Source organism: Nonomuraea sp. NPDC049400, assembly GCF_044466425.1.
Taxonomy (GTDB): Bacteria; Actinomycetota; Actinomycetes; order Streptosporangiales; family Streptosporangiaceae; genus Nonomuraea.
This window is the reverse complement of the sequence record NZ_JBITMP010000041.1, coordinates 66,473-88,428: the sequence shown is the minus strand read 5'-3', so window position 1 is coordinate 88,428 and position 21,956 is coordinate 66,473. Positions and strand designations below refer to the sequence as shown.

At 67.9% G+C, this 21,956-nt stretch carries 21 protein-coding genes and 1 pseudogene; 12 read left to right on the top strand and 10 right to left on the bottom strand.

Annotated elements, in window-relative coordinates; translation table 11 throughout:
- Positions 1-2,844 carry an AfsR/SARP family transcriptional regulator gene (locus tag ACIBVN_RS43820; protein WP_397146210.1) on the top strand — a complete coding sequence of 948 codons (2,844 nt, stop codon included), beginning with the start codon at positions 1-3 and terminating at the stop codon, positions 2,842-2,844.
- Here the strand turns inward: ACIBVN_RS43820 and ACIBVN_RS43815 are convergent.
- A complete protein-coding gene (locus ACIBVN_RS43815; RefSeq protein WP_397146209.1) occupies positions 2,841-3,248 on the bottom strand; it encodes an ArsR/SmtB family transcription factor in 408 nt (135 codons plus the stop codon). The two genes, ACIBVN_RS43820 and ACIBVN_RS43815, sit on opposite strands and share 4 nt — an antisense overlap.
- A gap of 153 nt (positions 3,249-3,401) precedes the next feature.
- On the opposite strand from ACIBVN_RS43815, the gene ACIBVN_RS43810 reads away from it, so the two are divergent.
- Positions 3,402-5,477, top strand: a complete 2,076-nt coding sequence (locus ACIBVN_RS43810) for a heavy metal translocating P-type ATPase (protein WP_397146231.1) — start codon at positions 3,402-3,404, stop codon at positions 5,475-5,477.
- A 90-nt stretch (positions 5,478-5,567) separates the two neighbouring features.
- Here the strand turns inward: ACIBVN_RS43810 and ACIBVN_RS43805 are convergent, their stop codons facing one another.
- Together ACIBVN_RS43805 and ACIBVN_RS43800 are read right to left on the bottom strand one after the other, a co-directional pair.
- Entirely contained in the window at positions 5,568-8,045 is a 2,478-nt protein-coding gene (locus ACIBVN_RS43805; RefSeq protein WP_397146208.1) for a hypothetical protein, read from the bottom strand.
- Positions 8,046-8,374: 329 nt separating this feature from the next.
- Entirely contained in the window at positions 8,375-8,728 is a 354-nt protein-coding gene (locus ACIBVN_RS43800) for a winged helix-turn-helix transcriptional regulator (RefSeq protein ID WP_397146207.1), read from the bottom strand.
- A gap of 152 nt (positions 8,729-8,880) precedes the next feature.
- Between ACIBVN_RS43800 and ACIBVN_RS43795 the strand changes: the two genes are divergently transcribed.
- From ACIBVN_RS43795 to ACIBVN_RS43785, 3 genes are all read left to right on the top strand, one after another.
- Complete coding sequence (locus ACIBVN_RS43795; protein ID WP_397146206.1) at positions 8,881-9,771, top strand: NAD(P)-dependent oxidoreductase; 891 nt, start codon at positions 8,881-8,883, stop codon at positions 9,769-9,771.
- Positions 9,772-10,224: 453 nt separating this feature from the next.
- On the top strand, positions 10,225-10,980 hold the full coding sequence (locus tag ACIBVN_RS43790; protein WP_397146205.1) for a VOC family protein: 756 nt from the start codon (positions 10,225-10,227) through the stop codon (positions 10,978-10,980).
- Between the two features lie 134 nt (positions 10,981-11,114).
- The gene (locus ACIBVN_RS43785; protein WP_397146204.1) at positions 11,115-11,909 is read left to right on the top strand and encodes a phosphatase PAP2 family protein; all 795 of its coding nucleotides are present in this window, start codon (positions 11,115-11,117) and stop codon (positions 11,907-11,909) included.
- Between the two features lie 318 nt (positions 11,910-12,227).
- On the opposite strand, the gene ACIBVN_RS43780 is transcribed toward ACIBVN_RS43785, so the two are convergent.
- Together ACIBVN_RS43780 and ACIBVN_RS43775 are read right to left on the bottom strand one after the other, a co-directional pair.
- The gene (locus ACIBVN_RS43780) at positions 12,228-12,683 is read right to left on the bottom strand and encodes a hypothetical protein (RefSeq protein ID WP_397146203.1); all 456 of its coding nucleotides are present in this window, start codon (positions 12,681-12,683) and stop codon (positions 12,228-12,230) included.
- A gap of 292 nt (positions 12,684-12,975) precedes the next feature.
- On the bottom strand, positions 12,976-13,500 hold the full coding sequence (locus tag ACIBVN_RS43775; protein WP_397146202.1) for a GNAT family N-acetyltransferase: 525 nt from the start codon (positions 13,498-13,500) through the stop codon (positions 12,976-12,978).
- A gap of 701 nt (positions 13,501-14,201) precedes the next feature.
- Here ACIBVN_RS43775 and ACIBVN_RS43770 point away from each other — a divergent pair.
- Positions 14,202-14,462 (top strand): CopG family transcriptional regulator, encoded by a 261-nt coding sequence (locus ACIBVN_RS43770; protein ID WP_397146201.1) that lies wholly within the window; start codon positions 14,202-14,204, stop codon positions 14,460-14,462.
- The gene (locus ACIBVN_RS43765) at positions 14,459-14,872 is read left to right on the top strand and encodes a type II toxin-antitoxin system VapC family toxin (RefSeq protein WP_397146200.1); all 414 of its coding nucleotides are present in this window, start codon (positions 14,459-14,461) and stop codon (positions 14,870-14,872) included. Before ACIBVN_RS43770 ends, ACIBVN_RS43765 begins: the two co-directional genes overlap by 4 nt.
- Positions 14,873-15,166: 294 nt before the next feature.
- On the opposite strand, the gene ACIBVN_RS43760 is transcribed toward ACIBVN_RS43765, so the two are convergent.
- Positions 15,167-15,412, bottom strand: a complete 246-nt coding sequence (locus ACIBVN_RS43760; RefSeq protein ID WP_397146199.1) for a hypothetical protein — start codon at positions 15,410-15,412, stop codon at positions 15,167-15,169.
- On the bottom strand, positions 15,413-15,745 hold the full coding sequence (locus tag ACIBVN_RS43755; protein ID WP_397146198.1) for a DUF6247 family protein: 333 nt from the start codon (positions 15,743-15,745) through the stop codon (positions 15,413-15,415).
- Between the two features lie 1,408 nt (positions 15,746-17,153).
- Between ACIBVN_RS43755 and ACIBVN_RS43750 the strand changes: the two genes are divergently transcribed.
- Positions 17,154-17,885: a GntR family transcriptional regulator gene (locus ACIBVN_RS43750; protein ID WP_397146197.1), complete on the top strand. Its 732-nt coding sequence runs from the start codon at positions 17,154-17,156 to the stop codon at positions 17,883-17,885.
- Positions 17,886-17,891: 6 nt separating this feature from the next.
- On the opposite strand, the gene ACIBVN_RS43745 is transcribed toward ACIBVN_RS43750, so the two are convergent.
- Positions 17,892-18,077, bottom strand: a complete 186-nt coding sequence (locus tag ACIBVN_RS43745) for a hypothetical protein (RefSeq protein WP_397146196.1) — start codon at positions 18,075-18,077, stop codon at positions 17,892-17,894.
- A gap of 21 nt (positions 18,078-18,098) precedes the next feature.
- On the opposite strand from ACIBVN_RS43745, the gene ACIBVN_RS43740 reads away from it, so the two are divergent.
- Positions 18,099-18,341, top strand: a complete 243-nt coding sequence (locus tag ACIBVN_RS43740; RefSeq protein ID WP_397146195.1) for a hypothetical protein — start codon at positions 18,099-18,101, stop codon at positions 18,339-18,341.
- 203 nt (positions 18,342-18,544) lie between these two features.
- Here the strand turns inward: ACIBVN_RS43740 and ACIBVN_RS43735 are convergent, their stop codons facing one another.
- Positions 18,545-19,126: a dihydrofolate reductase family protein gene (locus ACIBVN_RS43735; RefSeq protein WP_397146194.1), complete on the bottom strand. Its 582-nt coding sequence runs from the start codon at positions 19,124-19,126 to the stop codon at positions 18,545-18,547.
- Positions 19,127-19,884: 758 nt separating this feature from the next.
- Here ACIBVN_RS43735 and ACIBVN_RS43730 point away from each other — a divergent pair.
- On the top strand, positions 19,885-20,259 hold the full coding sequence (locus ACIBVN_RS43730; RefSeq protein ID WP_397146193.1) for a plasmid replication, integration and excision activator: 375 nt from the start codon (positions 19,885-19,887) through the stop codon (positions 20,257-20,259).
- Positions 20,259-20,534 carry a hypothetical protein gene (locus tag ACIBVN_RS43725; RefSeq protein WP_397146192.1) on the top strand — a complete coding sequence of 92 codons (276 nt, stop codon included), beginning with the start codon at positions 20,259-20,261 and terminating at the stop codon, positions 20,532-20,534. Before ACIBVN_RS43730 ends, ACIBVN_RS43725 begins: the two co-directional genes overlap by 1 nt.
- 16 nt (positions 20,535-20,550) lie before the next feature.
- Here the strand turns inward: ACIBVN_RS43725 and ACIBVN_RS43720 are convergent, their stop codons facing one another.
- Positions 20,551-20,691, bottom strand: a complete 141-nt coding sequence (locus ACIBVN_RS43720; RefSeq protein ID WP_397146191.1) for a hypothetical protein — start codon at positions 20,689-20,691, stop codon at positions 20,551-20,553.
- Positions 20,692-20,819: 128 nt separating this feature from the next.
- Here ACIBVN_RS43720 and ACIBVN_RS43715 point away from each other — a divergent pair.
- Positions 20,820-21,725: pseudogene (locus ACIBVN_RS43715) on the top strand (FtsK/SpoIIIE domain-containing protein); the annotation flags it as partial.
- Positions 21,726-21,956: the final 231 nt, after the last annotated feature.

The window sequence follows — 21,956 nt, the reverse complement described above, 5'->3', positions numbered from 1 at the left end:
GTGGGAGTGTGGGACGCCGGGCGATGGCTGGGCCCGTCCGTCGCGCAGCAGCGGACCGTGCTGGCGATGCTGTTGCTCGAAGTGGGGCGTCCGGTGCCCGTGACGCGGCTGGAGACCGCGCTGTGGGGCGCCGAACCGCCCGAGTTCTCCCGCAACGCCGTGCAGGGGCACATCTCCAGGCTTCGCCGGCTGCTGGCCCCGTTCCCCGAGGTGGCGCTGGCGACCTCGGCGCGCGGCTACCGCCTGGCGGTGGAGCGCGAGCGCGTCGACCTGTACCGCTTCCGCGAACTGGTCCGCGAGGCCGGCGAGAGCGAGCCGGAGCGCGCCGTCGGCCTGCTGCGTGGCGGGCTGGCGCTGTGGCAGGGCGCGCCCCTGGCGGACGTCGCAGGCCGGTGGCTGCCCGACGTCGTCGTGCCGGGCCTCGAGGAGGAGCGGCTGGCGGCACTGGAGCAGCGGGCCGCGCTCGACCTGCGGCAAGGGCGCCATCATGAAGTGGCGGCGGAGCTGGCGGCCCTGGTCGTTGAGAACCCGCTGCGGGAACGGTTGGTGGCCCTGCTGATGACGGCGTTGCTGCGATGCGACCGCCGCACCCAGGCGCTGGCCGTCTTCCGTCGCGTCAGGCGCCGCTTCGCCGAGGATCTGGGCATCGAGCCCGGCGAGGAACTGCAACGGCTGCACCAGGCGATCCTCGCCGGCCGGGAGGAGACGGCCGGGACGACAACCGCCGCGACCGCCGCCACCGGTACGGCCGGGACGGCCGGGACGGCAACCGCCGCGACCGGTACGCCCGCCCTCGCGGTGCCGCGGCACCTCCCCCCGGACATCGAGCTGTTCACCGCCCGCGAGGAGGAGCTGGCCGCCCTGGACCGGCTGACGCTCCCGGCCGCCGGCTCCTCGCCCTCGGCGCAGGCGCAGGCGGAGGCGCTGGCGCTGGCGCCGTGCGTCATCACCGGCACCGGCGGCGTCGGCAAGACCACCCTGGCCGTGCACTGGGCGCACCGGGTACGCGACCGTTTCCCCGACGGTCAGCTCTACGTGAACCTCCAGGGGTTCGGCCCCACCCACATCGCCCGGCCGCCGGCCGAGGCGGTGCGGCTGTTCCTGGACGCCCTCCAGGTGCCGTCGCAGCTGATCCCCGCAACGCTGGAGGCGCAGGTCGGGCTCTACCGCAGCCTGCTGGCGGAGCGGCGCATGCTGATCCTGCTCGACAACGCCCTCGACGCCGACCAGGTCCGGCCGCTGCTGCCCAACGCGCCCGGCTGCCTGGCCCTGATCACCAGCCGTGCCGAGCTGACCGGCCTGGTCGCGGCGGAGGGCGCCCGTACGCTGTCACTGGGGCTGTTCTCTCCCGCGCACTCCCGCGAACTCCTGACGCGCCGGCTCGGCGTGGACAAGGTGGGCGCCGAGCCGCAGGCGGTCGACGACATCGTCTCCCGGTGTGCCGGGCTGCCGCTGGCCCTGGCCATCGTGGCCGCCCGGGCCCATGCCCGCCCGGCGTTCCTGCTCGGCACGCTCATCTCGGGACTCGACGGCCTCGACGTCTTCGACGGCGGCGACGCGGCGACGAACATGCGCACGGTGTTCTCCTGGTCCTACCGCGCGCTCAGCCCGGACGCCGCCCGGCTGTTCCGGCTGCGCGGCCTCCTGCCGGCGCCTGAGATCTCCACCGCCGCGGCCGCCAGCCTGGCCGGGATTCCCGTACGGCAGGCCAACCGCCTGCTGACCGAGCTGACGCGGGCCCATCTGGCGGCGGAGCGCTCCCCGGGGCGTTACGGCTGGCACGACCTGCTCAGGGCGTACGCCGAGGAGCTGACCCTCCTCCACGACTCGGAGGCCGAGCGCCGCGAGGCGCTGCACCGGCTGCTCGACCACTACCTGCACAGCGCACACCTCGGCGACCGGCTCCTGGACCTGTACCACCGCGTGCCGCTGGCCCTGGCGCCGCCGCTGCCCGGCGTGGTCCTGGCCCGCATCACCGACCGCGCGCAGAGCCTGGCGTGGTTCGGTCGCGAGCACCGGACGCTGCTGGCGGCGATCCGGCATGCCGCGCGCTCCGGGTTCGACGCGCATGCCTGGCAGCTGGCGGGCGCCTGCTGGGGTTTCCTGTCCCAGGAGGGACGCTCCGACGACCAGGTGGCCATGCACCACATCGCGCTGGAGGCGGCGGCACGGCTGAACGACCCGGCCGCGGAGGCCCACGCCCGCGTCGGGCTCGCCCAGGCCCTCATCCGGCTTGGCCAGGACAGCGCGAGCGAGTCCCATCTGCGGGAGGCACTCGCCCTGTTCGGCGGCCTCGGCGACCAGGTCGGGCAGGGGGTCTGCCTCATCTACCTCAGCGTGCTGAAGGACCGCCACGGCCAGTACGCGGAGGGGCTGGCCCTGAGCGAGCAGGCGCTGCGGCTGTACCGGACCGCCGGCGACCGGGCGGGCGAAGGCCGGACCCTGAACAACATCGGCTGGTTCCACGCGCAGCTCGGGGCGTACGGGGAGGCGTTGCGCCGCTGTGAGGAGGCGCTGGCCATCCACCGCGAACTGGACGACATGCCCGGCGAGTCGGCCACGCTCGACAGCATGGGCCACATCCATCACCTGCTCGGTCAGTACGAGGAGGCGATCGCCTACTACCAACGGTCACTGGCCTGGCGCCGGGGCGGGAAACGCGCGCTCGGCGCCCGTACCCTGCGGCGGCTGGGCGAGGCCCAGGTAGCGGCGGGGCGGGTGCGCGAGGGCAGCGACACCCTGCGGCGCGCCCTCGACCTCATCGCCGAACTGGCCCCGGGCGACGCGGACGCGCTCCGCGCGAGGATCAACAGCCTCAGCGAGCCGGACGAACCGCCGGCCTAGGCGTGTGCTGAAGACTTCAGGCTCGGGTCGGTGCGTACGGCCTTGGCGGGGGCCTCATCGCCGGCCTGATAGTCGGCTTGGGGGCCGCGGTCGATGTGGTCGGCGTGGTAAAGGCCCTGGGCCAGCAGACCGCGCACGTGTTCGTCGGCTGCGCTGTAGTAGACGAAGGTGCCCTCGCGGCGGCCCTTGACCAATCCGGCCAGGCGCAGCTTGGCCAGATGCTGGCTGACCGCGGTGGGGGCGGCGTCGGCGAGTTCGGCCAGGCAGGCGACGTTGGATTCGCCCTGTAGCAACGCCCACAGGATCTTGATGCGGGTGGGGTCGGACAGCAGCCGGAAGGACTCGGCGGCCAGGTGCACCTGTTCCTCGTTCGGCATGTCGAAGTCGGGCAGAGAGGTGTGCATGTCGCCAGCATATCCCCGAACCTCGCTGCTTGCGTATCTGCGTGTATACGCATATACGATGCTTCGGTGACAACAGAGCTGAGACCTTCCCCCGCTGCCCTCGCCCCGGCAGCGACGTCCTCCACGTGGTGGCGGTCCGGGGCCGGTTCGCTGATGGAGGTGCGCTGGGCCATCGCGGCCACCGCGCTGTTCGCCGCCGGCGGCGTCGCCCAGCTGGCCGACGCGCCGCCGTGGCTGTGGTGGACCCTGTACCTGGCTTGCTACGTCGCCGGTGGCTGGGATCCGGGCCTGTCCGGGCTGAAGGCATTGCGCGACAAGACGCTGGACGTCGATCTGCTGATGGTCGTGGCGGCGATCGGCGCGGCGGCGATCGGGCAGGTCTTCGACGGTGCGCTGCTGATCGTCATCTTCGCCACCTCCGGCGCGTTGGAAGCCGTGGCCACCAAACGCACCGAGGACTCCGTGCGCGGCCTGCTGGACCTGGCCCCCGACCAGGCCACCCGGATCGACGACAGCGGCGAGGAGGAGGTCGTGGCGGCCGCCGACCTGCGCCTCGGCGACGTCATCCTGGTACGGCCGGGCGAGCGCGTCGGCGCCGACGGGCGGGTGACGGCCGGTGCCAGTGACGTCGACCAGGCCTCCATCACCGGCGAGAGCCTGCCCGTGGACAAGCAGGCGGGCGATGAGGTGTTCGCCGGCACGTTGAACGGCACCGGCGCCCTGCGCGTGCACGTCACCCGGCCGGCTTCTGAGACGGTGCTCGCCCGGATCGTGGCGATGGTCGGGCAGGCCGGCGCGACCAAGGCGCGTACCCAGCTGTTCATCGAGAAGGTCGAGCAGCGCTACTCCGTGGTGATGGTCGCCGCCACCGTCGCGTTGTTCGCCATTCCCCTGGCCTTGGGGCAGAACCTGCAGGAAAGCCTGCTGCGGGCGATGACGTTCATGATCGTGGCCTCGCCGTGCGCGGTGGTGCTGGCCACCATGCCGCCGCTGCTGGCCGCCATCGCCACCGCCGGCCGCCACGGCGTGCTGGTCAAGTCAGCCGTGGTGATGGAGCAACTGGCCGACGTCACCCACGTCGCCTTCGACAAGACCGGCACCCTGACCGAAGGGCGCCCGCACCTGGCCCACCTGCGTCCCATACCCGACCTGGCGACAACCCCCGAGGGCGGCTCGGCGAGCGCCCCTGGCAGCGAGGCCGACTGTCCCGGCAGCGAGGCCGACCGCTCCGGCAGCGAGGCCGACCGCTTGCTCGCACTGGCGGCTGCGGCCGAGCAGGGTTCTGAACATCCGCTGGGCCGCGCCATCGTCTCCGCCGCCCACCATCAGGGCCTGCGGCTGCCCGCCGCCACCGACTTCGCCGCCCTGCCCGGCCGAGGCGTGCGCGCCCACGTCGATGGTCAGGTGGTCGAGATCGGCAGCCCCGCCCACCTGCTGGCCGAGACCGCGCCCGGTGCTGCCGAGCGGGCCCGTACGGTGGTGGCCGAGACCGCGCCCGGTGCTGCCGAGCGGGCCCGTGCGGTGGTGGCCGAGACCGCGCCCGGCGCTGCCGAGCGGGCCCGTGCGGTGGTGGCCGAGCTCGAGGACGACGGGCACAGCGCCGTGCTGATGCTGCTGGACGGCCGCCCCGCCGCGGTGCTCGGCCTGGCCGACCGCATGCGCCCCGGCGCAGACCGGGTCGTGGCGCACCTGACCAGCCTGACCGGCACCGCTCCGGTCCTGTTGACCGGCGACAACCCCCGCGCGGCGGCCCGCGTGGCCGAGCAGGCGGGCATCACCGACGTGCGGGCGGGCCTGCTGCCCGAGGACAAGGTGAACGCTGTGCGCGAACTGCAGCAGCACCAGGCGCGGGTGGCGCTGGTGGGTGACGGGGTCAACGACGCTCCCGCGCTGGCCACCGCGCACGCCGGGATCGCGATGGGCCGCGCCGGCGCCGATCTCACCCTCGATGCCGCCGACGCGGTCATCACGCGCGACGAACTGAACACCGTACCCGCCGTGCTCGCCCTCGCCAGGCGCGCCCGCCGCCTGGTCATCGCCAACCTCGTCATCGCCGGCGCCTTCATCGCCGTCCTGGTGGCCTGGGACCTGCTCGGCGACCTGCCGCTGCCGCTCGGCGTGGCCGGACACGAGGGCTCAACCGTCATCGTCGGCCTCAACGGCCTGCGCCTGCTACGCAACGCCGCCTGGAGACGCGCCGCCGCCACGACCGCACGCCGGCAGACCTGACCACGACCGCCCGGCCCTTCCCCTTCCCTACCCCGAGCCCACCCGGGCGGCCCTGCCCATATCGGCTTGGGCCGAAATCCGGGGGGTTCCTCACGGCCGGGGGACGGCGAGCCTGGACAGCCGTTCGTTGACCTTGTAGTAGAGGTTGCCGAAGCCGTCGGCCGTCAGCCCTTCCATCCCCGGGACCGTCAGCAGCACGGTCAGCGCCTTGGTCGATTTTTCGATCTTGAAGATCTGGTCGCCGCTCGTGCCGTACACGTGGTCCGGATCCTGGGCCAGGGTCAGCAGCGCTCCGTCACGCCAGGCCAGGCTGGGCTTGGCGGCGTAGTCAGGGTCGGCGAACAGCCGTTTCGCCGTGATCGTGTCCGGCCGCGCCGGGTCGAGCGTGAACAGCGAACCTCCCGCCAGGCCCCAGAGCTCGCCGTCCACCGCAGCGAGGGCCGTGACGGCCTTGGGCGCTGTCAGCGGGAGCTGGTACGTGCGCACGGCGCCGTCGGCAGGGTCGAACGAGAACAGCACGGCCGAGGCACCCGGCGCGTAGACGGGGTCGACACCCAGGGCGCCGCGGGTGGAGGTGCCGCCGAACAGCCTGCCTCCCGCGTACGCCAGCGAGACGACGGACTGGTTCGACGCCACGCAGATGGTCCGACCGGCCGTGCCCTCCTTCCAGATGGTCAGTGCACCGCTGCGCTTGCCGTACTTCGGGACCGTGCCCATGTAGACGGTCCCGTCCGGTCCGCCGGCCAGCGCGTACGGCCGGTCCTGAGGCGGCGGGCCCTTGCCCGGCTCGCAGTCGTCGGCCTTGTCGCCCGCCGCGCCGCCGGTGTACCTGAGCGTGGGCGGCCACGAGCTCGCGGGTTCGTAGCTGTAGAGCTTCGCCGACGGGTAGGCCCCGATGTAGAGCCGCCCGTTGTGCGCCAGCAGGCTGTCGGTCTGGCTGAGCCCGTTGCGGGTCGGCGTGTCCGGTCTGTCGTCGTCGCCGTCGCCCCGTAGCGGGTTGTAGACGCCGGTGCCGCCCGTCAGGTAGCCGCCGGTGTAGATCTTGCCGTCAGGCCCCGCGCCGAGCGCGTTGATCGCGGCAGGCAGTACGGGGGCGCCGGAGATGACTCTGGTGCTCGATCGGCCGGCGACGGGGTCGTACTTGAAGATCCTCGTGCCGTCCGAGGCTGCGCCGAGGCCGACCAGCGTGCCGTCGACCCAGGTGTATCCGGTGACATCGAGGTCGGGGCGGACGGAGGTCGCCTGCACGGCCCGGCTGTCCACGTCGTAGGAGTGCAGCACACCTTCCCGGACGAACCAGACCTTGCCCTCGCGGGCCGGCGAATGGTGCAGGTCCACGTCGGTGATCGTGGCGTCGGTGACGGCGGCGTACGAGCCGTCGGCCTCGCGGACGACGCGCAGGACGAGCAGGGTGCGGTCGATCCAGGCGAACAACCTGCCGCCCGTCCAGGTGAGCCCGCCCACCATGGAGTTCTCGGCGTAGGCGTCGGGGAGGAGGCTGTCCACCCGCCCCGTGACGTTGTCGAACCTGACCAGTCCGGCGTTCGTGCCGGTGCCCAGGTACGTGGCGTTCGCGGCCGCATCGTGGGCGAGGCTGCGCACGTACTGGGCACCCGCCACGATGGGCACGTTCCCGATCGTGGTGAAGGCGCCGTTGTCGTACTTGAAGTAGCGGCCGTCGTTGTAGGTGCCGCCGTACACCTTCCCGCCCGCGCCCGGCTCCAGGTCCCAGATGAACGAGTAACCGCCTTCCGCCCGCCCGAGGTCGGTGACCGCGGACTGGCCGGGGACGTACCGGTAGAGCTTGGAGTTGGGATAGGTGCCGAGGTAGACGCTGCCGTCGGTGGCCGTGGCGGCCGCCCAGCCGCCGACGGTCGGTGTGGCCGCGCTGTCCGGAATGGTGATCTTCCGGGTCACTTGTTCGGTGGCCACGTCGATCACGGCGAGCTGCGGGTTGGTGTCGGCGGTGCCGGTGTAGAGGGCGTACGCGCTGCCGCCCGCGAAAGTGGTGGCGTTGGGCACGCTGCTCTCGATCTGCACACCCAGATCGGTCACGTCCCTGCTGATCAGCACCTCGTCCCAGTAGGCGGTGCCCACGTCGGCCACGCCCGAATAGATGAGGGCCGATACCGTGGCCGTGCCGGCGGGCGCGACACCCGAGGTCGTGACGCGGTTCCACCGCCTGCCCGTCGCCGGGGCGTTCGCACTCGCAGCGAGAAGGCGGCCGGAGGCGTCCCTGAAACGCAGATACAGATACGCCGTGCCGCTGTCGGCCCAGACCTCGGCGTACAGCGTGTAGCGAGTGCCCGCCGTGGCGGGCAGTCCCGGCATGCTCTCCCTGCCGTAGGCGGCACTCGGGTCGGCGTCGGTGACACGCGCTGCGGTACGCCCGTCCCAGACCACGGCGTCTACCCCGCCCGGGCTGTGCGAGCCGCTCCAGCCGGTCAGCCCTCCATCGAAGCCCCCGTTGACGAGCCGCAGGTCGGCCGCGGACGCCGGCGTGAACGGCATCGCGAGCAATGTCGCCAGGAGCGCCGCGGCCACCGCTCCGCGCACGGCGCGTCTCACGCGCCTCTGCCTTTCCAGTGGACGGACAGGTGTTGAGCGTGCTGCCGGATCGGGCACGCTAATGGACCCTCCATGGGAATCTGCACAGCACTACCTCCACATGAGTTTCGTGTGCGCGATTACGGTCTTGACCGTAACTTTGTGATCGGGATCCGTCAACGCTGTGGTTCCCGTCGCCCTCATGTCATGGTCCTGATGCCGTGCCCGAAGCATCGTCGACCCTGCCGACCGTTCCCCGAGCAGGTCACACGTCCGTAGACGCGCCGATGGCGAGATGGTGGTTCTCGGGCTTGGCGAGCGCACCGATGACCCGGGTCCATCGGCGCCGGTCAGCCGACCTGGTCCCAGGGGATGGCCTCGATGCGATCGATGTTCTCCTCACCCCATTCCCCAAGTGGTGCCATCGCGGTGTTGAGCGAGTGACCGAACTCGGTGAGTGAGTACTCCACCTTGGGCGGGACCTGGTGATAGACCTCGCGATGCAGCAGCCCGGTGGCCTCCATCTCCCGAAGCTGCAGGATCAGCACCCGTTCGCTGACGCCGGGGACCGCGCGCCGCAGCTCCCCGAAGCGTAGGGGGCCATCCTGGAGCGCGAACAGGATCAGCCCTTTCCACTTGCCTCCCATGACGGCGATGGCCGCGTCGAGACCGCAAGTGAACGTCCGCGTCTTCGTCTTCTTCACCCGCCCACACTTACATTTTTAGCGGTACCCGGCAAAATTGTCGGTACTTGAGGGAATGTCTGTGCCGGCCCCAGCATGGATCAGGCGCCGCACCCAGACCACCAATGGCATCGAAGGCGGCACGCCCCCTCTTTTCTGTTTGGAGTACGCACGTGACTGGAAATAGCTCGACGCCGGTGACCGTCATCGGACTGGGCTCGATGGGCGCGGCACTGGCCGAGGCCTTCGTCAAGGCCGGGCACCCGACCACCGTCTGGAACAGGACCGCCGCCAAAGCCGCCCCCCTGATCGCCATGGGAGCCGAACATGCGGATGCCGTCAAGGACGCGGTAGCGGCAAGCCCGCTGGTCATCACCTGTTTGACCACGTTCGACGACACTCGGCTGGCTCTGGAGCCGGCCGCCACGTCCCTGCACGGGCGGGCCCTGGTCACCCTGAACAGCGGCTCCCCGTCCGGCGCCCGCGAGACGGCCGCCTGGGCCATCGGCCACGGCGCCCGGTTCCTCGCCGGGGCCGTCAAGAACGTGCCCTCGGCCGTGGGAGCGCCGGACACCCTGCTGTACTACAGCGGCGACAAGACCGTTTTCGAGGAGTTCGAGACGACCTTGAAGGTGCTGGGCGGCGACACCGTGCACCTGGGCGAGGAGAGCGACCTCGCCGCCCTGTACGAGATGGCCGTGGGCGCCATCCTGCTGCCCGCACTCGTCGGCTTCTTCCAGGGCGCCGCCGCCATCCAGGCACGCGGGCTCGAGGCAGGCTCTATGGTGCGGTTCGCCGGCAAATGGCTGGACATGATCAAGTCCCTGCTGCCGATCTACGCCAAGGAGATCGACAACGGCGACTATGCCGATGCCGCCTCCTCCGTGAACCTTTTTCTCGCCGGGGCGGCCCACGACCATGACCTGGCCAAGGAGACGAACGTCGACACAGCCTGGCTTGCCCCGCTGCACGACCTGGTGAGGCGGGCGGTTGAGGCGGGCCACGGCGACCACAGCATCTCGGCCCTCACCGAAGTGCTCAGGAAACCGGCACGACAGGCATAAGCAGGACTCTCACCGACCGAAGGCGAGCGCGACCGGCCTATCGCCGACCTTCTCGGCAAGCTCATCGAACCCACCCTGTCAGCTCGGGAAGTCTTTCGACATCATGCGTTTCGAGCTGCGAAAAGACTGACCTGAGCACATGCGGGTCGAGTGACCGTGAGTTCCCCGTATTCCTCCGCGCCGCCGACCGTACGGGCAGGCAACTGGCATGCACCTCGACGCTCAGCATCGGCCGACGTCAGTGGTGCCGGCAAGCAGCAGGGACGGAGGCCGCCAGCAGTTGCCACGAGCTGAGCGAGGCCCTCAAAAACCTGTAGAGCATCGTCGTCGGGCATGCCAACATGACCGCGTGCTATTCCTCTTCGCGCGGCAGCCCTCGGGCGCCGAGCGCTGTTTTTCTCTATGGGCGCGGAGTACGTGCCCTGTCTGCGGCTTTGAATAAGCAGATCGGAGGTGCGGAGCGGAATGACTTGTCGCCTTGTCGCGCTCTGCTTCGATGCGCACGACCCGCTCAGTCTCGCGCGCTTCTGGGCCGGCGTCCTGGGCTGGGAGATGGCCGACGACCCCCAAGACGGCATCGCCCTCCTGCCGAGCGATGACACCGGGTTCCGGCTCCGATTTCTTCCGACTCAGGAGCAGAAGGTCGGCCAGAACCAGATGCACTTCGACCTGACGAGCACGTCCCTCGAGGACCAGCAGCAGACGGTGGCGAGGTCGCTCGGGCTCGGCGCCCGGCACATCGACGTCGGTCAACGCCCGGAGGAGGGTCATGTCGTGCTCGCAGACCCCGAAGGCAACGAGTTCTGCGTCATCGAGCCGGACAACAAGTTCCTCGCCGACTGCGGATTCATCGGAGCGCTTGCGAGCGACGGTTCGCAGGAGGTCGGTTACTTCTGGAGCGAAGCGCTGGGCTGGCCGTTGGTCTGGGATCAGAACCAGGAGACCGCGATCCGCTCGCCGCACGGCGGTCCGAAAATCACCTGGGGCGGTCCGCCACTGATGCCGAAGACCGGGAAGTACCGGCTGCATTTCGACCTCGCTCCACCCGCCGACGGTGATCAGCAAGCGGAGGTCGACCGTCTCATCTCCCTGGGGGCAACGCGCATCGACATCGGTCAGGGCGAGGTCAGCTGGGTGGTCATGGCCGATCCCGACGGCCATGAGTTCTGTGTTTATCCGGGTAGCCCGGCAAGCGCGGGTCGATGGTGAGCGGGATGATCAGGCTCCCATCTCAGCCGTCTACGGCACTGATACCCCGATCATCCCGGAGCCGGAGCGCCGCGCCGAAGGCTCTTTCGGCTGACATGATCCATGCCGAAGAGGGGTGGGTTAGTGTGGCCCGCGTGAGCCCGCGGGAGGTGGCCGCCGACCGGTTATCGCGCCTGATCGTATGGGCCCGGTCAGCCGCACTGGTCAGGAGGACGGGTGGGCGCCCCGCACCCCTCGTCGAAGTGGCCGGTCTGCTGCTCGTGATCCTGCTCTTCTCACGGCTTCATGCCGCCGCTGGGAAGGACGTCGCAGCCGCCACCGCCAACGCTCTGGCCCTGCAGTCCATAGAACGGGTCCTCCACCTGGACATCGCACTGAGGGCGAACCAGTGGCTGACCGAGCATCCAGCCCTCATCCAGCCGGCGGTGTACTACTACCGCCTGTACTACCTCGTGATCATCGGTGTGCTGGTGTGGGTCTTCGTCCGGCACGCCGACGTCTACATCAAGGTCCGCAGGACCCTCATCGCGATGGCCGTCCTCGTGCTGCCCGTCTTCTGGGTGCTGCCCATGTCGCCCCCACGGTTCGCCCTACCAGGCGTCGTCGACATCATTGCCGAGCACGACATCGTGGGCGGCCATGCCTCACGACAGATCGAGGACGGCCAGAACCTGTATTCGGCGATGCCCAGCATGCACGTGGGATGGTCGTTGTGGTGCGCGTATGCCGTGTGGTGCGCGCTGCGGGCCTCCCACCCGCGATTGGCGTTGCTGTCGTGGATCTTTCCGCTGGGTATGGCCGCAGTCGTGCTGACCACCGGGAACCACTACGTGCTCGACATCGCCGGAAGCGCCGTGTTGCTGGCCGTCTCCATCGCTGTCGTATCAGCGTGGGGCCACCTGGCCGAGCACCGGCGCGCTGAAGATTGAGCGCCATCGGACAGCTGTGGGGGAGCCGGCACCGCCCGGATGCTTGCTCACCTCCCGATCGTCCTTACAGCTATCCGTTGCGCGGCCCGAGCACGGGCGCGCGCGAGAGCGGCCTCCAGGCTGGCGGCAGATCTTCGGCGCGGACGGCCTGAGGGGGTCTACCGCGCCGCTGCCGCACGCGCAGCGTGTGGCAGCGAGCGGGGCCGCGTGGCGGGGCGGAGCACCGCCCTTGATACCTACAAGAACTGTTCGGCCAGTACGCAGACGATGCCTGGCGATCTTCACGAGCGTGAGGATTCCTGCTCGCTTTAAGGACGATCAGGTGTCGTAGGAGCCGTCCCAGGGTGGATAGAAGCCAATGTGATCGGGATAGAGCTCCGCGTACTCGTCGCCTTCGTGATCTTCCAGGATGAGGCCGAAGACCACACCATCGCACTCCAATCGAAACGGACGAATGGCGATGTCGCCGAACTCGAGGTCGGGGAGCTCAGTGAGCCATTCGCTCAGTCGCTGGACCGCGGCATCCACCGACTCCCTGTGCCTGTCGTCGGCTCCGGTGCACTCGATCCGCGAGTCAAGGTAGCTGCCATCAGGGCTGAAGCGGTGAAGAATGGCATACCACCGCTTATGGGACAGCCAGTCCTCGGTCCTTGAGTAGTCCTCTCGGAAGGCGGGCACGACCCCGCCGAGGAACTGACCATTGCGCCACCGGCCGATGCGGTCGGTGTGATAGTCGGGCTCATATGAAATAGGGATGACCTCGGGATACGTCACGCCCCGAACCGTAGCCGCCTTGTATGACAATCCCCGATTTGCCCAGAGACGCCCGGCGATGAGCCGTACCGCATCATCTCGCCCACCCCTGACATGGCGGTGATCGAACCCGCGCTGTCAGCTTGGGAACTGCATCGATCACGGCCTGATGAGGTACTGAACTGGGCAGAAAGCCGGCCCTGAGTGACCGTGATTGAGCCCTCGTCACCCCTGTTAATGGCCCGGCGATCAGTCGTTGACCTGGTCTTTCCCACGCGGCGCGCACCCCGCGCCTGCCTGATCATCCCATCGCTCAATGAGTCGCCGGAGGCGGATCGTTCCGCAGTCTGCTGTACATCCAGCCGTCGCGCCACTGACCGGCACGGAACTCCACAGCGCGTAGGACACCTTCCAGTGTGAAGCCGGCCTTCTCCAACGACTTCTGTTCTGCGATGTTCTCCGGGTGGGTGGCCGCTTGGATGCGCTCGGCTGGGGTGTGAGTGAACAGGTAGTCGCACAGCATCGCCTGAGCGCGCCAGCCGATGCCACGCCCGCGCCAGTTCGGAAGCAGGGCGATCCCTATCTCCCAGTATCGGGAGACCTCGAACCCTTGCGCCGACCAGCTCATGAAGCCCGCGGCCGTGCCATCGACCTCGACGATGATCCTGCTGTCAGCTTCGCCTAGGTAACCGTCGGCAGCGTAGCGCCGTGCTGGGGCCTGCGCATCGCGGAACCCCGCCCAGTCCAGCCCGATCAATCCCGGCTCTGTGGCGAAACGCCGGAACATGGCGAGATCGTCCTCTGTCACCGGCCGCAGTCGTATCTCAAGCCCGCTCATCGCGCACCTCCCTTGTGACGCATTCGTACGCCAAGATCGCGTCACTGGCCTGGACCCTACCTCGCCGGATCTTGGTGCGCGGGACATTCCGGCAGGGACCGCGCCCTTCGGCACGATTCCGCGCGAGATGCCACCTGGTCGAACGCGATCTCAGTGAGTCCGCTGACCGCGCCAAGGACCTTCCTTTAGATCATGTAATGGGGCGCCAGAGCCGAATCCTGATCGAGGTGACGTGCGCCCCCACGCCTGCACGTCCGGGGTAGGTCTTCCGCAGCGCCAGACGACCATCCGGCGCCATCCACCTTCGCGAGCAAGGGATCGAACCCGCGCTGTCAGCTTGGGAACTGCACTGATCGCGGCACGTGAGGGCTCTGAGCTGGGCGGAAACCAGGTCGCGAGTGACCGTGACTACTGTTGTTGATCGCAATCGGAGTAGTCGCTACCGGGTTGCACGAGGCGGTGACCTTCGTGCTGGACTAATCCGCCTACCGGGAGGTCCGTGGCCGTCCTGATGTGGAAGCGGCTCCTGCATTCCGGCCCGAGCGGGAATTCGTACAGTCGCCGTCCCGGAAGCAAAGCCAGCCCTCGCTTGCAAGGAGAGCGCTCAGGTCTCGCTGGTGCGCAACCCACTGATGGCGGTCCTCCTGACGCTAGCAAGGCGGTTGCGACGCCGCAGGAGGATGAAAGGTAGGATAGAGAGCATGAGCGAGCCTACTGGCAAATATTCGATCACCATGCCGCGGGACATCGCCGAGGCCGCCCGGTCCCGGAGCGGCCCTTCCGGCCTGTCCGCCTACGTCGCCGCCGCCGTCGCCCGCCAGATCGAGCGCGACAACCTTAATGAACTCATCCAGGTCGCCGAGGCCGAGCACGGCCCCATCACCGACGACGAGGTCCAGGCACTGCGCGACCAGCTCCACCATGCCCGGCGGGGACAGGCCAATGGTGGGGCGGTCGCGTGACCCGTTCTCCCGCTGCTCCCGGCGGCACCCTCGTCCTCGACAGCGAGGGACTGGCCAAGGCCGTCCTGCGCGACCGTACGGTCACCGCATGGCTCGCCCTCGCCCGCGCCGACGACCTCCGCGTCATCACCTCTGCCGCCACCCTCGTCGAAGTGGTCCACCCCCGCGTCAACCGGCCGGCCCTGGAGTGGACGCTATCCCGCCTTGTCGTTGAGCCGGTCACCGAACCAATCGCCCGCCATGCCGCCACGCTCTTGTCCGACGCCAGCCTGCACGGGCACAAGTACGCCATCGACGCCATGCTCAGCGCCACCGCCCTCGCTGCCCCAGGGCCCGTCACAGTCCTCACCTCCGACCCCGAGGACCTCGCCGCCCTGTGCGGCGTACGCGTCACTGTCATCAAGGTCTGAGTTGCGCTCCTGGCCTGCGGGTTCCTGACAGGTGATCATCCGGCCTCATGACACGCAGAGATCAACAACCCTGGACACCATCAAAGCCCCGGGGGCCGAATTTGCCGGTCCACCTGGGCTTTCGTCATTGGAGCGGGTGACGGGAATCGAACCCGCGCTGTCAGCTTGGGAAGTCCTTCAGGATCATGGACTCTGAGCAGGGAAAACGCTGACATGGGCATATGCCGGTCGAGTGACCGTGAGTGCCCGTGGCTGGTTGGTCGCTACGAGAACGGGCACGCAGCGGGCACGGGCTTACGGCCATTCAACGCGGACAAGGTAGACCTCGCGCTGCCGGTCCAGGACCACGTAGGTGGCAAGGCCGCGCTCTCCGAACGGGTGCGTAAGCATGTTCGCCCGGGGATTCGCAGAGTTGTACGGGTCTCCACTCCAAGGAGCGGTCTCCAGCAGCGCGAACAGATCCGCGAGCGGATGCAGTGCCTGATCGGGTAGCGCGGCGATCTGTTCCTCGGCTACGGGATCGATGATGAGCTTGAACACCTAGACATCGATCCCACGAGCAGCAAGGATCTCCCGCCACGGCCTCCCATGAGGAACGGGTTCGCCGGCCAGAGCCTGCTGGGTGCGGACGTGCATCTGACGGCGCCCCTCGGGATCCTTTGCGGTGTCACACGCGGAGATCCACCAGCGGTGCACGAATGCGTTGAGCGCTCCAAGATCCAGGCTCACCCTGACCTCGTCGAGCACGGCCTTGAGCCCGGCGTCGAAAGCCTCGCGATCTTCCGGGACGACCAGCGCGGCACGGATGGCCCGCAGGTTCTTCTCAGGCAGAGGCGCGCCGACAGAGATGAAATCCTGCGGTTGTGCGGTCATGCCCGCTCCCTTCCTTGTCCTCTAGAGACTACAGAGGAAGAGCGACATCCTTCACGCGCACATGAGGGGGCCTGCCGCAGTATGAAGTGGAGCGGGCGACGGGAATCGAACCCGGGCTGTCAGCTTGGGGACCGGCTACTGATCTTGAGGCGCTGAGCTGCGGACACAAAGGTCGAGGTCAGATCGGGTCGAGTGACCGTTAGCACCCGTGAGAGACCTGGACTGCCCCCCTGTGCTGGCACGGATCTGGCACGCGATCGATGCCTCCGTGTTGTGGCATCGTTGGCCGAAGCTGGCAGCATGCAGCCCCATGGACGTGGACTTCTGGCGGTTTCTGGCTCCGTCCTCGGCGGGCGCACTTCGATAGCGTTCGTGGAGAACAGCTCGTGGGCCGACCGGCCCGGGAACATCGCCTCGAAGACGCGACAGTGGCCGGAGCACGGCAGGCCCTTGAGCTCGCCGGACAGCCAGCGATGGAGCTGGGCGCGGCTGGGCCAACCGCCCTGCAACGACGGGTCCACCTTCTTGGCCGCCTTGTCGTACTCCTTACAGAACGTGCTGTAGGTCTGCCAGTGGCGTTGCGTCAGTAGGACCTTCAACAGGATCGGCTGGTCAGTCATGATCCGCGCCTCGGGCTGGGGTGCCATATAGGCCCAGGTTAGCGACAGAGATGAGCGCGGACGAGACAAAGAGGAGACGAACAGAGACGAGCCGATCACAGACGGTACTCGCGGGCGATCGAGACGTGACAGGTCCCCGGGCAATCCTCGTTGCATGACTGCGCGATGCGACTCCTGCTCGGGGCGGGGCTGGAAGTACGTGCGCCTTCGCCGGGTCGTGGTGGCGACCGAGAAGTCCGGTGACGCTGACTCCGGCGAGCGACACAAAGACGCTTGCTGGCGGTGCAACGGGACCGGCACGGTTGGAGCGCAGTCGTGATCGTGCGTGCCAACTGCCTGAGCCCTCACGTGGCCCCTGCCAGGCCAGACCACATGTGCCTGGTCTGGCGAGAGCCCTATAGGGGCGAAGACCGCTACCGCGCGTTCGCCTGGACGTGCGAGTGCGAGAACACCGTTTACGAGCTGCGCCACGCGGCTGGTCTTGCGTACATTCGGCGGACGCGGCTCGTCAGCAGCGTGACTGAGGTTCACGAGACGTATCGGTGGCGATTGGGACAGGCGCACAGCGTCTGGAACGCACTCCTGGAGGGGCAGGCCCGATAAGCGAGGCGCGGCGGCCTGATCAATACCGGGTACTCATGCCGTCGCGTCTTGGGCGGTGGGGGCTCCTGCAGCGCAGTCAGGTAGTCCCCACCAGTCCGTCCGTCCCGCTTCCTCTTCCCGAGGGGAAGACAGACAGCTCGACTCGAACTAGGCTTTACGACAAGTCGAGTTGTTGGATGGTCGTCATGTCGTCTGAAGAGTTCGCTCCGCCGAAGTATGCCCAGATCGTTCAGGCGATCAGGCAGAAGATCGCGGACGGGACCTATCCTCCGGGCTCCCTGCTGCCTTCGGAGACGCAACTTGTCCGTGAGTTCGGGGTTAGCCGTCCAACCGTCGTCCGGGCGCTCCAAGTGCTCCAGCTCCGTGGAGTCATCGAGCGAGAGCACGGCAGGGGGTCCTTCGTGAAGGCGGCCCCGCCGGTCTCCGCCGAACAGAGCGGCCGGCCTGGACGGGCGGTACTGGATCGAGTGGAGACAGGCGAAAACTGCTCGGTCGTTGATGCAGGGCCCCAGGTGGCGACTGCTCCAGTGGCGAAGCTCCTCGACGTGCCGGAGGGATCTCCTGTGGTACGACGCCGTGTCCTGTTCTGCGACGATGAGCGGCCAACCGATCTCGTCACGATCTGGTGCCCGGCGCATCAGGCCGACGACACGCAACTCGGCGAGGCGGAGCCGCTCACTGTCGGCATCAGACAGCATCTCCAGACAAGGAAAGGCCTCAAGCTCCAGCATGTCGTCGAGCGGTTGAGCGCCCGGCATCCTTCGGCCGAAGAGGCCAAGCTCCTGGAGATACGCAAGACCACTCCCGTCCTCGGAGTGCTGGCGAGCGTGTTCAACGGAGGCGGACGGCCCGTGATGGTCGTTGATCTGGTGATGCCGGGCGATCTTCACGACCTTGAGGATTCCTACTCGCTGTAAGGACGATCAGGTGTCGTAGAGACCGTCCCAGGGCGCATAGAAGCCGATGTTGTTGGGATAGAGCTCTGCGCACTCGTCGCCTTCGTGATTTTCCAGGATTAGGCCGAAGACGACGCCGTCGAACTCCAGCCGAAACGGACGGATGGCGATGTCGCAGAACTCGAGGTGCCTGACCCGCGTGATCGACACCATCGGGGAGTTGGAGGCGCGGTCATGATGCCCGACAACACGCGCTACCTGCGCGCTGCCGAGCAGCAGCGCCGAGCACGGCTCATAGACCAAGCTCGCGAGGCGATCCGGCGTCTCGATGACGCCGGGGACGCCATCACGGTCGCCGCGGTCGTCCGTGCCTCTGGCGCCTTCCGCTACCGGGTTCCGAACTGGTCGAGGAGATCCAGAGGCTACGAAACCTTCAACAGCGCTCCGGACAGCGGCATCCTGCTCGCCAGCGCATGACGGATCCCTCCAAGGAAGCCCGCATTTGCCAGCTAACCACCATCAACGGCGAGCTCAGGGCCGAACTCCAACGCCTCCTAGCGCAGAATGCGCTACTTCTGGGCCGACTCCGAGAACACGCGGCCAGCCGGCATTTCGACCACGATTACCCGCCGGAGCAGGTGAGTTGACATGCCCTACGGGGTTCAAGGTGCTGCCGCCGCTCAGCGACGGATGCGGTAGCGGATGTGGGTTGCCTCCGGGGTGTCGATCACCCGAACGATCTCCAACTCCACCCGCGACGGCAACACATCGAACAGCCGTCGGCCCCCACCGAGCAGCACCGGGATCTGATGGATTTGCACCTCGTCCAGCACCCCGGCCTCGATCGCCCGCTGCGCGGTGTAGGCGCCGATCACATGCACGTTCCGGTCCCCGGCAGCGGCCTTCGCCTGAGCCATCGCGCTGGCGATTCCATCAGTCACGTACGTCACCAGTGGATAGTTCGCGACAGACGGGTCGGACGGCCGATGACTCAGCACAAAAATCGGGATCCCCTCACCGTGATGATTACCACCCCAGTGATCGGCCTGCTCAGCAGTACGCCGTCCCGAGAGGACCGCCCCGGCCGCTTCTATCTCGCCGAGCAACTCCCCGGCCAGCCCGGACTGACGGAACTGCCCATCCGGCGCAAGGGCCCAATCGTGCAGCATGAAGCCATCGCCGCCGGGGTTACCTGGTTTGTCGTTCGGACCTGCGACGTACCCGTCGAGCGACACCGACATATCAAGCACTGATACCGACACTTCGACCTCCTGCGGTCTCGATCCAACCGGTTTCCACGTTCTGTAGACCCCGCATGGCGGCATTACTCATCGGCCGGCCGAACCCAAACCGTAAGCCAAGGCATCAGCCCGTACAAACGTGCACCTGGACCGCCCAGTTGCTCTCGGCTGGTGGGCCGCGGGTAAAAACGAAGCGCCGCAAGTCACAGATCTTCTCCTACGGAAGTGCGCCTGACCAGGCCAGTGACCGGACATTCTCCGGGCTTTGGAAGGGCCACCGGGGCAGTTCGGCGAGCCATTCCCTCAGTCGCTGGTCCGCGGCGTCTACCGACTCGCTGTGCCTGTCGTCGGCTCCGGTGGATTCGATGCGTGAGTCAAGGTAGTGGCCGTCAGCGCTAAAGCGGTGAAGGACGGCATACCACCGCTTATGGGACAACCAGTCCTCTGTTCTTGAGTAGCCTTCCCGGAAGGCAGGCACGACCCCGCCGAGAGACTGACCGTCGCGCCACAGGCCGATACGGTCGGTGTGATAGTCGGGCTCATATGAAAGCGGGACGACATCGGGGTACGTCACGCCCTGAACAGTAGCCACATTGTACGATAATCTCCCGTTTTGCCTGCTCATTGAGCTGACGCCCTCTAATTAATTCACTAACTCGTGTTGTCGAGTGCTCGAAACTGGGGTAGCTTCATGGCAGCTCGACAAGACGAGTTAGCGACAATACGACTTAGGAGCAAGCCTCAAGGCACTGCAAGGTCCCATCCCCGTCACGTTCGACATGGTCTTCCCGCACGGCTGCTACATCGTCGGCGAGGTCGAGCCCGTCAAGGACTTCGACGCCTCGACCAACGGGCGCTTCGTTCAGTCCCGCGACAAGCAGAGCGGCGAGCTCATCTGGCAGGTCAGCGTCATGGACGCCGACCCGTCGCTCAAGGCCGCTCAGAAGACCGTGTCCGTGAAGATCCTCAATCCGGTGCAGCCGGTTCCTCCGGCTCCGATGGCCGGACTGCCGTTCACGCCGGTCGAGTTCGACCACATGACCGTCACGCCATACGTCAACCAGGCCGGGAGGCTGGTGTACTCGATCAAGGTGCGCGAGATGCGTGCCCCTCGCCCTGCTGGCAAGACGACTGCCGCAAAGGACGCGGCGTGATGGGGCGGCCCAAGGCTCGCCCGGCCAGCACGATCAACCTCAAGGCCGGTCAGGGCGCTGACGTTCGCAACCATCCGTATCCGCAGCGGTCGCCGGTCCTGGGGCTGGTCTTCGGCGGCACGCAGGTTCTCGTCACCACGCCGGCAAACGATCACGTCACCCTCGACGACGTCGAGTTCGCTCGGAGCCTGGCCCGCGAGGCCACCATGTTCGCCGGTGCGGTGGAGCGCGTGTTCCACGGCCTTCCAAAGGGGCTTGGGGTGGCGGGTCGATGACGCTCAGCCCGTACACCTACGTCACGGTCTCCATGCGCCCCGACCAGCCGTCCCGGATCAGCGTCGCGTTCAACTCGGCGCAGTTGCGGGCGCGTGCCTGGCTGGGGGACAGCGGCAAGCCCTGCTTCGACCTGGACACCTCGAATGCCTCGGTCACCGTCTCCACCACTGGGCCGGTGACCGACGACGACTCACCGTCGCTAGCGGGGCCGCAGGAAGCGGCAACTTCCGGCGGCCCCTCGATCTTCCTCACACACGCGACATGTTCGAAAGGACTTCACCCTAATGTTCAAGAGGATGCCCGGCGATGAGCCGCACCGCATCGTCTCCACCACCCCTGACACGGCGGTGGTCTTCAAACCGGTCGTGGTCCAGACCCCGGCCATCATCACTCTCACCATCTTCGTTGCCCGGTTCGTCGCCGGTCTCGGTCGTCTCGTCTGGCGGCATCCCGTGGCGATGGCCGTCACCGCCGTTCCCGGTGCCTTTTGCTGGGCGTACGGCTGGCGCGTCGCTCTGCTGGTTGTCATGCCTGCACTGGTCGGCCTGGGCGCCTGGGCGTTCCTCGACAGGCCGCGGTTCGTGCGATGTGTCGGCTGGCGGCTGGTCGCCTTCGTTCGCTGGTTCTGGATCTACCGGCGACGGTGGCGACCGGTCATGACCGTATCCGGCCTGGCTCGGTGCATACGCGGACGGGAGTACGTTCCACGGCTGGTCAAGGTCACGTGCGACTCGTGGTCCGATCAGGTCACCGTCCGCATGCTCGACGGCCAAGCGGTCAAGGACTGGGCCGACAGGATCGAGCACCTTTCCCATGGCTTCGGCTCGGAGACATGCCGGGTCTCGGTGGCCAAGTCCGGCCGGCTCGTGCTGACCTTTCCACGCCATGATCAACTGGCCACAGCCATACCGGCGCTTCCTGTCTCAGAAATACCGACTGTGGGGCCGATCGAGATCGGCAAGCAAGAGGACGGCTCACCCTGGCGGCTCCGGCTGCACGGGACTCACGTCCTGGTCGCTGGTGCCACAGGGGCGGGCAAGGGCTCGATCATCTGGTCAGCGATCCGCGGGCTCTTGCCGGCCATGCGGGCGGGCCTGGTGGAGGTCTGGGCGCTCGATCCGAAGCTGATGGAGCTGTCGTACGGCAGGCCGCTCTTCAACGGCCGGTACGCGGCTGATCCCGCTGACTGCGCGGATCTGCTGGACGAGGCCGTGACCGTTATGCAGAAGCGGGCGGCTCGTTTCGCTGGGGTGCAGCGGTCGCACACACCGACACTCGACGACCCCTTCGTCCTGGTCGTGGTCGACGAGGTGGCGTTCCTGACCGCGTACCAGTCCGACAAGCAGCTCAGGCAGCTCATCTCGGCTGCCCTGGCCACGCTGACCACCCAGGGACGGGCGGTCGGCGTGGGCGTCCTGGCG

What these genes read in the sequence shown, in the direction of transcription:
- ACIBVN_RS43815 (WP_397146209.1), bottom strand. Translation starts at nt 3,248, where the DNA reads ATGCACACCTCTCTGCCCGACTTCGACATGCCGAACGAGGAACAGGTG.
- ACIBVN_RS43810 (WP_397146231.1), top strand. Translation starts at nt 3,402, where the DNA reads ATGGAGGTGCGCTGGGCCATCGCGGCCACCGCGCTGTTCGCCGCCGGC.
- ACIBVN_RS43775 (WP_397146202.1), bottom strand. Translation starts at nt 13,500, where the DNA reads ATGAGCGGGCTTGAGATACGACTGCGGCCGGTGACAGAGGACGATCTC.
- ACIBVN_RS43770 (WP_397146201.1), top strand. Translation starts at nt 14,202, where the DNA reads ATGAGCGAGCCTACTGGCAAATATTCGATCACCATGCCGCGGGACATC.
- ACIBVN_RS43755 (WP_397146198.1), bottom strand. Translation starts at nt 15,745, where the DNA reads ATGACCGCACAACCGCAGGATTTCATCTCTGTCGGCGCGCCTCTGCCT.
- ACIBVN_RS43750 (WP_397146197.1), top strand. Translation starts at nt 17,154, where the DNA reads ATGTCGTCTGAAGAGTTCGCTCCGCCGAAGTATGCCCAGATCGTTCAG.
- ACIBVN_RS43745 (WP_397146196.1), bottom strand. Translation starts at nt 18,077, where the DNA reads ATGGTGTCGATCACGCGGGTCAGGCACCTCGAGTTCTGCGACATCGCC.
- ACIBVN_RS43740 (WP_397146195.1), top strand. Translation starts at nt 18,099, where the DNA reads ATGATGCCCGACAACACGCGCTACCTGCGCGCTGCCGAGCAGCAGCGC.
- ACIBVN_RS43730 (WP_397146193.1), top strand. Translation starts at nt 19,885, where the DNA reads ATGGTCTTCCCGCACGGCTGCTACATCGTCGGCGAGGTCGAGCCCGTC.
- ACIBVN_RS43725 (WP_397146192.1), top strand. Translation starts at nt 20,259, where the DNA reads ATGGGGCGGCCCAAGGCTCGCCCGGCCAGCACGATCAACCTCAAGGCC.